The organism is Sphingobium sp. Ant17, assembly GCF_000588875.1.
In the GTDB taxonomy this organism is placed as follows: Bacteria; Pseudomonadota; Alphaproteobacteria; order Sphingomonadales; family Sphingomonadaceae; genus Sphingobium.
In genome coordinates, this window is the sequence record NZ_JEMV01000107.1 from 1 (window position 1) to 9,462 (window position 9,462).

The 9,462-nt window shown below is 56.7% G+C and carries 7 protein-coding genes, 1 tRNA gene and 3 pseudogenes; 3 read left to right on the forward strand and 8 right to left on the reverse strand.

Going from position 1 to position 9,462, the window contains the following annotated elements; genetic code table 11:
* Together BF95_RS23720 and BF95_RS23725 are read right to left on the reverse strand one after the other, a co-directional pair.
* Positions 1 to 278, reverse strand: a pseudogene (locus tag BF95_RS23720) (NUDIX hydrolase); the annotation flags it as partial.
* Between the two features lie 65 nt (positions 279 to 343).
* Positions 344 to 419 (reverse strand) — tRNA-Ala (locus tag BF95_RS23725).
* Positions 420 to 499: 80 nt separating this feature from the next.
* On the opposite strand from BF95_RS23725, the gene BF95_RS23730 reads away from it, so the two are divergent.
* Positions 500 to 880 (forward strand): DMT family protein, encoded by a 381-nt coding sequence (locus tag BF95_RS23730; protein ID WP_051520217.1) that lies wholly within the window; start codon positions 500 to 502, stop codon positions 878 to 880.
* A 6-nt stretch (positions 881 to 886) separates the two neighbouring features.
* Here the strand turns inward: BF95_RS23730 and BF95_RS26855 are convergent.
* From BF95_RS26855 to BF95_RS23760, 6 genes and pseudogenes are all read right to left on the reverse strand, one after another.
* Positions 887 to 1,006, reverse strand: a pseudogene (locus tag BF95_RS26855) (S-adenosylmethionine:tRNA ribosyltransferase-isomerase); the annotation flags it as partial.
* Between the two features lie 175 nt (positions 1,007 to 1,181).
* Positions 1,182 to 4,589, reverse strand: a complete 3,408-nt coding sequence (locus BF95_RS28495; RefSeq protein WP_200867051.1) for a site-specific integrase — start codon at positions 4,587 to 4,589, stop codon at positions 1,182 to 1,184.
* Between the two features lie 234 nt (positions 4,590 to 4,823).
* Positions 4,824 to 5,063, reverse strand: coding sequence for a hypothetical protein (locus BF95_RS23745; protein ID WP_152542913.1), 240 nt, complete (start codon positions 5,061 to 5,063; stop codon positions 4,824 to 4,826).
* Positions 5,054 to 5,449, reverse strand: coding sequence for a hypothetical protein (locus BF95_RS23750; RefSeq protein WP_043155097.1), 396 nt, complete (start codon positions 5,447 to 5,449; stop codon positions 5,054 to 5,056). The genes BF95_RS23745 and BF95_RS23750 overlap by 10 nt, the downstream gene beginning before the upstream one ends.
* A 125-nt stretch (positions 5,450 to 5,574) precedes the next feature.
* Positions 5,575 to 5,967, reverse strand: coding sequence for a hypothetical protein (locus tag BF95_RS23755; protein ID WP_043155100.1), 393 nt, complete (start codon positions 5,965 to 5,967; stop codon positions 5,575 to 5,577).
* 75 nt (positions 5,968 to 6,042) lie between these two features.
* The gene (locus BF95_RS23760) at positions 6,043 to 6,798 is read right to left on the reverse strand and encodes a hypothetical protein (RefSeq protein ID WP_043155102.1); all 756 of its coding nucleotides are present in this window, start codon (positions 6,796 to 6,798) and stop codon (positions 6,043 to 6,045) included.
* A 710-nt stretch (positions 6,799 to 7,508) separates the two neighbouring features.
* Between BF95_RS23760 and BF95_RS23765 the strand changes: the two genes are divergently transcribed.
* Complete coding sequence (locus BF95_RS23765; protein WP_152542907.1) at positions 7,509 to 7,760, forward strand: hypothetical protein; 252 nt, start codon at positions 7,509 to 7,511, stop codon at positions 7,758 to 7,760.
* A gap of 51 nt (positions 7,761 to 7,811) precedes the next feature.
* Positions 7,812 to 8,804: pseudogene (locus BF95_RS23770) on the forward strand (IS110 family transposase).
* Positions 8,805 to 9,462: the final 658 nt, after the last annotated feature.

A 9,462-nucleotide genomic window follows, 5' to 3' on the forward strand; every position in this document is an offset into this window, starting at 1 on the left:
TGCAGCCCCAAATGCCCCAGCCCCCGCCTCCTCGATCGTCTCGCGAATCGCGGCGATGCGTGCGGCGGCTCATCCTGATCCAGTCCATGGTCGATGCGYGCGGCGAGGTCATGATCGCCCGCATCGACCGCGCCGCCCCGGAAAAGACCAACGCACCCGCGGCAAAAGGCCATGGTGCTGGCCCGCTCCATCATCAATATATCGGGCGGGCCATCGGCCCGGTCGCGCACGATCACGACGGTGGCAGCCGGGCGGCTGCGATCTTCCAAATCTGTCATGATACCGCCTTAGGCGCGCGGGGCGCTGGCGGTAAAGTCCTTCGAGCAACCCCAAAAGGAGGGGTTGGTGGAGCCTAGCGGGATCGAACCGCTGACCTCGTCATTGCGAACGACGCGCTCTCCCAGCTGAGCTAAGGCCCCAAAGGAGCGCTGCCTATAGGCGAGGGATTTGGCCCTTGCAACGGTCTTTTTTTGCACGATCGCTTGCATCGCTGCCTGCCATGGTGCCAGAGCGTTGGCCCCCTTTTCGCCATGAGGCCCCGCATGCCCCACCATCGCCCCTGCTGATCATCTCCAACATCTTCATGACCGTGGCCTGGTACTGGCATCTCAAGGGCGGCATGGACAAGCCGATCCTGCTGGTCATCCTGATCAGTTGGGGCATCGCGCTGGTCGAATATTGTTTCGCCGTGCCCGCCAACCGGATTGGCTATTCGCAGGGGTGGAGCGCGGGGCAGCTCAAGGTCGCGCAGGAAGCGATCGCGCTGATCATCTTCGGCGGCTTCATGGTCACCGTGCTGGGCGAACCCCTCCACTGGCGCCACCTCGCCGCCTTCGCCTGCATCATGGGCGCGGTGGGATTTCTGTTCGTGGGGAAATGAGGGAGCTTAAGGGAGCAGGAGCGAACTGTCGCCATAGCTGTAGAAGCGATAGCCGTTGCCGATGGCATGGGCATAGGCGGCCTGCATACGGTCAGTGCCCATCAAAGCCGATACCAGCATGAACAAAACCTGGTTAGAGGTATTTTTCCTTATAAAATACAAARTGTATAKRGGGCAAGCGGGAGCCACCTTTCGATAACTCCCACCTACTTCCCATTCTGAGCCGAGAGGCTGAATTGCACCTCATCCTAGCAAAAGCATTTTGGTAGGATTGAACCGCTTAGATTGGCGTACCGTCCACCTACATGGCGGGCAGCACAGGCCCTTTCACCTCGGGCATCGCCTCTGCCCAGATTGTGCCCGTAACCTGCGAAGCGGCGTTCACCGCATGCAACAATGTATCGTCAGAGAGGTGTGCATACCGCTCACTGGTCCTGACCTGCGCATGCCCCAGCACCTTTGCCACCACATATAATGATTGCCCTGAATTTACGAGATTGGAGGCCGCGCTGTGCCGAAGATCATGCATACGCACATCGGGCAATCCTGCTCGTCGCCGTGCGTTGTCCCAGGCGTTATAAACGGATGTGAACGGCTTGAGGGTATCAGGGTTAGGGACGATGTATGGACAGGTGTCGAACCGGGGTATCGACTTGAGCACGTTAATCGCGTCGTCCGACAACGGCACATGACGCGGCTTGCCGGTCTTAGTCGTTGGAATTCTCCATGTTTTGCGATCGAACGATACTTCATCCCACTTCGCGTCCAACAGCTCGCGCTTGCGGCAACCAGTGAGCAGGAGAAGGGCAACGATGTAGCGCAACATGAAGTTCGGGCTTTCCTCCACCGCTTCCTTTAGCCGCTGCGTCTCCGCCGCCGTCAGGAAACGCTCGATACGATTTTCGGGATCTTTCTGCTTCACTCCTTCCAGCGGGTTCACCTCCGCACCTGGAAGACCCCACCGTTTGGCCATCCGCATCATGTGCCCCAGAATGACCTGCCATCGGTTCACAGTGGCCTGAGCGTAACCCTCTGCCCGTTTGCCGTTCAGCCATTCCAAAATCTCGGTTTGATTGAGTTCGTTGAGAAGTCTTTTTCCCCATTTCGGAATTACATGCAGACGGAGATATCGCTCATCAATGTCATGGCTACGCTTATAGCTGCGGCTAAATTCCAGATATCGGACGGACAGTTCAGCAATGGTGGGGATGCGACGATTAGCGTGACGTTCTTCCGCTGGATTTTGACCGACCGACACGCGCCCTTTGATACGTATCGCTTCTTTCTTAGCCTCCGCGAACGATATGTCCCCCAAGCTGGCAATCTTATATTGGCGTTGGCGACCGTATGGGTCTTTGTATCGAAGGGCGTAGGTGCCCTGCCCATTCGGTCGCATTTCGATTATGAACCAGAGATAGCCAGATCGAAAAATTTCTCGTTGGCCTCGTGGGGGGGCAATAGAGGGTCGGGATGACGGAAGCTTCCAACTTGATTTTTGGCATGATGGTCCTCGTGAGAAAGGGAAAGGAGGGCTGATCCCGAAACCTCGTTGATGAGGCTCCGGGTGGCTTTGTTTCGGGTAACGAATGGCCTGATGGCCGGGTTCGGCTTGAGCGTTCCGGGCTTGGTGCTGTTCGGCTTTCAAGTCCTGCCAGACGTTCTCGAAACGCTCGATCGGCTGGTCAGGGATGATCGGTAGGGGTTTGCGAGGATGCGTCGAGATCGGCACAATTGCCCACGCTCGGCGCTCCGAATGCGGTGCCTCGACCAGTTGCAGGCCGTTCACGATGCGGTTCTTGTTCCGCCCTAGATAACGACCGAAGCGCGACTGGTTGACATAGCCCCGTTCGACACACGGCAATTCCATGACGGCATCGTACAGATCGCCGCGCTTGTGCTCGTCGATATGCTTGAGCACCTGCCGAACCAGCGTGGGCTTGTCGCCGAAGGCATCACGCCACGCAAACAGCAGGTCGCCAAGCTGCTCCTTATCGGGGTCGTGGTTAATCTGCTGGATTAGGCTAGTGGCGGGATCAGGTTCGCCTAGCCAGATTAGGCTATGACGACATAGGTCCGACCACTGACCGAAGCCCGCAACGTTGGGCACATCGGCCTTGGGACTGCCCGCCGCCTTCCATGCTGCGATGATGGTCAAGGCATCGCTGACATAGCGACCACGGTTCTGACGGACCTCTTCGGCAGGTCGTCCATCATAATCCCGTGTCGCTGCGCTCTCCACTTGCGGCAGGAGGTAGATCGATGCGACACGCCGGGCCATGTCGCGGAGCGGACGGATATTGTTGCCCGTTCCCATGATGAAGCTGGACGCTCGCGCCGTGACGACCCGGCTCGATCCCAGGATGCGTTCCGTGACCGATCCGTTGGTCAGCATCCTGTTCATGGCACCATGCGGCAACCAGTCGGTGGGCATATCATCGAAGCAAACCGCTGCAGGTTGTTCCAGCGCCAGCGACAAGACGACCTTGGTCGCCTCCTCATTGGTGCCGGGGTAGCTCATGTTGCGCGCATCACCCGGTCCGGCAAATGGCGCGATCACCGATGCCAGATAGCTCTTGCCGCTGCCCGGCGAGGAAGCGGTGATGTTGAAGCCGGGGGCGACATTCAGATAATCTCGGATGCTGGCGGTCAGCATGGCACTGCAGACCGTTGCCCTGTCGGCCTCCCCGGCAAACTCAAATTCAACAAGAAGGGATTGCAATCTGCGCAGGGCCTGGAGTGCGTTTTCCTTAGTGAGCATCGGGATGTGGAAGTCGGCTGGATCGAAAGCGGCGTAAATACCGGACCCAGCGGCAAAGCCAGCCTCCGTAACCAGAACGCCATCCCCCCGGCGGAGATGAGGCTGGCGGACCAGTCCCGTCAACACCGGAAGATGTTGGCCCGTCTGGGTTTTCAGCAAATTGCTGACGACACTAGTAGGAACATCGCAACGCCGCCATTCGTCGCTGCGTGCATCGAACTTTTCCCAATCGCAGTCCGCCGAAAGTTGCACGGCGAGCGATTGTTCGGTGACGGGTTCAGTCGTTACATCGCCACTGGCAGCATCCAGCTTCAGTCGAACGATCGATCCATTCGACCGATAAAGGTCATCGCGAAACGCTAGAACCTTCTCTGCCGCCACAACGATACGATGCATTTCGCCTTGCAGGACACGGATCAGCGGCTTGCACCTTGCCGCCTTACGATCAACCTCAAGAAAGTGGAGAAGGTTGCCGATCCGGCGGTGATCGCTGTGGGCGCATGGGCAGAAGAAGCTACCTAGAGGAACAGCTTCGGAGGGCGCATGATAGTAGGCTTCCCTGCGCTCGCCTGGATGGTGTTCATCGGCCCAAGGACAAGTGATGTGATGCGCATTCGCAGAGACGTTATGACGGTACAGGCCACGCTTGATGAGCGCGTCAATGACCGGATTTGTGGTGGGTGCCGGGCGATACACCTCGTCCCCGAGTGGGGCGAGAGGCATGGCGCTGACATCTTCACGGGCCGGGGCGGTTGATGGGGGCGATGAAGGGGAATTGCTGCTCTCCCGCTCCACCTTCCCCCCTTCGGTGTCCTCGCTCGCCGGGAATGTCGGCGCACTGTCTGCCCTGTCATTGGCAAAAGCGGTAACCGGATGGTCGATGCTGGTAGGGATTGGATTATGGGCAGAGACGAAGATTTCGGGCGTCTCGCCATCAATGATGGAGTTCAAGTTCAATACCTTTGTCAGTTCGGATGCGGAACCGAGCGATGGAAGGTATCACTTGCGTGGGAGACATCCGGCAGTGGCATCTGTCGCACACACAAGCCCCCATCGCCGGAAATCCATGATCCGGAATTGGTTGCTAGTGAAAGTGCGAACCTGTGCCGACACGCATTGGTAAGGTGTCACTGCCGGTAAGCGGTGTGCCCAATGATCTTAAACGCCTGAGTCGTCAATAGGCTTTCATCGTCGCTGGATGATCTTGGCCACAACCATCAGTACGACAAGACAGAGAAAGGCCAGAGGCTGTGCCTGGAACAGCCCAGCAACGAACAGCAGCGCCAAAAAGCCCAAGGTCTCTCTTGGCGCGCTGAACAGGCTGTAGATCAATACGCAGAGTAGCAGCAGACTAAGCGCCACAGCCATGGCCTGCGCTGCCGCAAGCACGATGCAAGCCGTCAGCAATATGCCGATCAATCGCACGGTACGTGCTCCCGCAGCATCGCGAGTAGCATGGGATCGATCGTCTCGGCATCCGGCACCAGAACGACGAACGCAAAGCCATCGTTGCCGACGACCGTGAACCATTCGAACCAGCCGTGTTGTCGTCCCGCCCAATCCCAGCCGGGGGAGAACTCGGGATCGCCGAAGCGAGTTTCGGACAAGGGGTTATGGAAAGGCGAGAAGGCGGCTTCACGCTGGAAATCGGCTTCCACGTCTCCCGGTTCAACGACGATAAGATGGGTCATATGCTGGACACCGCAGGCGATGGCGTCGGTAAGGCGGTCGGAGATCAGAGCGTGGAGCGCCATATCGAGCGGCTCGACCAGCACAGCTTCGATCGCGTAGAGATTGGGTAACGAAATCATGCAGTTTTCCTTTCGGACATAAAAAATGCGCCCGAGCCGGAATGGCTGGACGCTTTGGTTCGCTTGGTTTTCTGATTCAGGAACGGCGCGTTTTGGAGCCGATCGGGGCGTGGTATGTCGTACTCTCAGGTGGCGAAGGTTCGGATCAATTCGAGCAGTTGGGGATCGATGCCCGGCTCGTCTGGTACGATAAGGATGAAGCCCGAACCGTCGTCGCACAGGACGAAGGGCGCTTCCCAGAGTGTGCCGTGGTTCTCGATCCACTCCCACGCTGGCGTGAAGCTCGGATCGGGGTATCGCAAACCATCGATTGGGTTCGAGGCGACGGGGAAGCCGATACTCGTCTCGATGGAGGCAAGGCTGTCGCCCGGCTCGATAAGGTAGATACTGCCAAGATCAGACAGTTCGCCTAATTCGAGCAATTGATCGCGCCTGAGGGCCAACAGGCGTTTGAGAGCAGGGTCAGTATGGGTGTCCAACAGGACAGCTAATGCCGCCCATGTACGGATGACGTGCATGGATAGTCTCCAAATGTGAAAAACCCCGGCGTGTTAGGCCGGGGCTTCAGGTGTTGAGAAAGTTGATAAGGACGATCAATCGATCTGCGGTGTGCCTATATTCTCCACTTCGCAGCTATCCGGCACGAGATGCGCACGGATAGTGGCGGTTCGCATTGCACCAAAGGCATTTTCGGCGCGGAAGGTCATCTCGACATTATCGTTGCTTGTGTCCGGCCGGATCAGTTCGGTCCTCACATGCTCAAAGGCGGACGGGTTGTGCAGCGCTTCCCTGACAGGATCTTCCAGAGCCGAAAGACGATGGCCCCATGAAAAGCAGGATTCCAGTTTGGTCATGGTTGCTGCCAGTTCTTCTTTCACGTTCTCCAGGTCGGCTTGCAGCTTGGCGGTTTGCTGACGCGCCTCCGCATCAGCCGCAGCTTTGGCATTTGCGGCGGCATCGAGAGCGGCTTGCTTCTCTACTTGCAATTTCTGTTCGGCGGCAACCTTCGCGCCTTCCGGCGTCCGGTGATACGCCTCCGTCATTAGGCGCACGCAGTTGCCGAACACCAACAGACCAACGACAATACCGACATAGGCGACCAACTTGGCCTTTCCGGGAAGTCGGAAAAACAACGGAGGGCTGTGAAGCGCCGCGACACCTATTACCGCTGCCAGCGCGACCCCGAACAGGATGATTGGTGCGCCCGGCAGACTCAGCTTATCGGCTTCCGTTATCAATATCACTGTCAGCAGACCGAAGAATGCAACGATCGCCCATTGAACGATTCTGAACAGGATAAAGGGTTTCTTCCGGCGGCGATGCTCCGGCGCATTCATGTCATTTTCCATGAGGAATCCTTGTGGTGAGAGGAAGGGGCGCGCAGCGCAGGCGCGACGAAACAGGCCGCAGAAACGCAGCCACTATGGTGTTGAATGATTCATTGTTCTCGCCCCCGCGCTATCGGGGCGACGTTCGGCTAGACCTTGCGCAACCCCTATGTTCCTCTCGGGGCGCGGCCTAAGCCGGATGTTGGAAACCTAGCCACTTGAGCAGGCGCATGCGCCTTTATCGGTAGAACCGACTGGACATGCGCGCATGCCACCCGGCCTCCAAATCTGGCGACCGAGTTCAAGTGACTGAGGTTTCCACGCCCCACCCTCCGGCTTTTACGGAAGGCACAGCGGTTTTGACTGGATTAGGACATCTTCGCAATAGGGCTTGGAACAGCGACAGATTTCGCTGCTCCAGATAAGGTGGTCCAGAGGGCGCGTGCAAAAGTCAGCTTTGCGCCAATTATGGACATTGGCAGCCGCACGAACGTTTTACATAAGCGGTCGCTCTTTGGTTTGAACGTTGATGCCTTGTATCGCGCGGTATCGCTTGTCTTAATCTGGCGATCACGCAATGTTGCGCAATGCCCGCTGTTTCCAAATTCGAACATCTCTGCCGCGCACCACACATGCTTTCTGGTCAGGTGGCTGAAGCCTATGACACGTATGTTGCGAACCTGCAGACGGGAGCTAGCAGCGTCGATGTAAATGGATTGCGGACATGCTCTATGGCAACCACCATCATAGTTGTGGGCGTCATCGGCACTTTCGAGGGGATGTTACAGCAAAGTTTTGGTTGGGCCAATGCGTACCCCGAACTCGACAAGTTGCTGCGAAGTCAAAACCGAGCCGATCTTGCGGACAGCCTTCTCAACTATCGGTTAGCAGTAAACGTCTTAAAGCATGGTGAGGGGCCTAGCTATGATCGACTGCTCGACAAACGAGATGGGGTGGTTGCCGCCCTCCCCAGACGGCACTGAGATGTGCCAGGATAGTGGAATTAGGACCACTGAGCGGAAAGGACGGCAATCGTGTCAAAAGATACAATGATCGGCGTGGACTTGGCAAAGTCCGTGTTTCAGCTTCATGCAGCGTCAATGACAGGCCAACCCAAGTTTCGGAAAAAGATTCCGCGTTCAGCCTTCGCCGCATTTATGGCAGCGCAACCGTCGGCGGTGATCGTGATGGAAGCATGTGGCAGTGCGCATTATTGGGCCCGGGAAATGATCCGGCTTGGCCACGAGGTCAAACTTATCGCACCACACTATGTTAAGCCGTTCGTGAAGCGACAGAAAAATGATGCCGCTGACGCTGAAGCGATCGTAATTGCGGCTCAACGACCAGAGATGCGGTTTGTTGATCCAAAGTCGGAAGAGCAGCAAAGCAGGGCGATTCTATTTCGCGGAAGAGAACGGCTGGTTCATCAACGCACGGAACTGGTCAATGCCGTAAGGGCGGCGCTCTATGAATATGGTCATGTTGTCCCCCAAGGCATAAATCAGCTCTGCAGGATTGCGGACATTCTTGATGAGCTTAACAGCGATTTGCCCGTTTTTGATGCGGGAGGAATGCCGRGATCTATTGGGCACAGATCGCTGAGAAAACTGAGCGTATCAATATACGGACAAAGAAGATCAAAGCGCTGGCGGCTGAAACTGACGCGGCCAAGCGGCTACAGACGATTCCGGGAGTTTTTTTTTGGCCCTTTAACAGCCTTAGCGGTCGAGGCCTTCGCCCCATCAATGGAGAGCTTCCGATGCGGGCGGGACTTCGCGGCCTGGCTCGGTCTTGTCCCGCGACAATTCTCCTCGGGCGGAAAGGAGCGCCTTTGGACGTATTTCGAAAGCGGGTCAGGCCGATATCCGCAGACTGCTTATCATAGGTGCAATGTCCCGTCTGAATTGGATGGGTCGAAGATCGATTCCAGAAAAAWTTCCTGGCTCGCAGATATGCTTGCCAGGAAACCGAGAATGCTTGTGGCAATTGCCCTCGCCAACAAGATGGCCAGAACGATTTGGGCCTGATAAAAAAATGGTAATGAATACAGAATTCCGGCGCAGGCAGCAGTTGCATGATCGGCATGCCAACAAGCTTACCTAACGTCGGATGATGGGGGGTGTGAGAAGGCGACGACCCGAATGGGGCGAAAATGAGCGAACAGATCTGGTTCGGGAAAACCAGTTACGAGGCGTGAGCATSCCAGCTCGAAAACGAGATTTGGACTCGAACCGCAGATCACCATACCGGCCAGCGGCTTCTGAAAACGCCGCAACCAAAGGCCTGACAGAAGACCGCACTCGATCACTCGCTCTTCGGATCAGAAACTTCTTGCATCACGGGCGGCAACCACAGAAGCCTCATTGCCCTTCGCAATCAAGGGCAAAGGCGAAGCCTTTTTTGATGAGGGCGATATATCGGAAGTTGGCGGATTGATAGATACCCGTGGACTATTCCTAAGCCGTTGCGTGGAAATCATTGTCGAAATCCGAAACGTGATTGGGCGGTAAATCCAATTACCAGAGGAAACTCGGCAGAGCGGAATTGCCGAACTGCGCCTGAAACCGTCATTCCCCTTCAATAAGAGAGCTCCCACAAGCGGAAATTCACTGCACTGGTGGCTGCTGACTACACGCGCAAGCATTGACGGTAGATACGGTTGCAGCAATAGAGTTCTGGAAAGGG

What these genes read in the sequence shown, in the direction of transcription:
- BF95_RS23730 (WP_051520217.1), top strand. Translation starts at nt 500, where the DNA reads ATGGTGCCAGAGCGTTGGCCCCCTTTTCGCCATGAGGCCCCGCATGCC.
- BF95_RS23750 (WP_043155097.1), bottom strand. Translation starts at nt 5,449, where the DNA reads ATGATTTCGTTACCCAATCTCTACGCGATCGAAGCTGTGCTGGTCGAG.
- BF95_RS23755 (WP_043155100.1), bottom strand. Translation starts at nt 5,967, where the DNA reads ATGCACGTCATCCGTACATGGGCGGCATTAGCTGTCCTGTTGGACACC.
- BF95_RS23760 (WP_043155102.1), bottom strand. Translation starts at nt 6,798, where the DNA reads ATGGAAAATGACATGAATGCGCCGGAGCATCGCCGCCGGAAGAAACCC.
- BF95_RS23765 (WP_152542907.1), top strand. Translation starts at nt 7,509, where the DNA reads ATGGCAACCACCATCATAGTTGTGGGCGTCATCGGCACTTTCGAGGGG.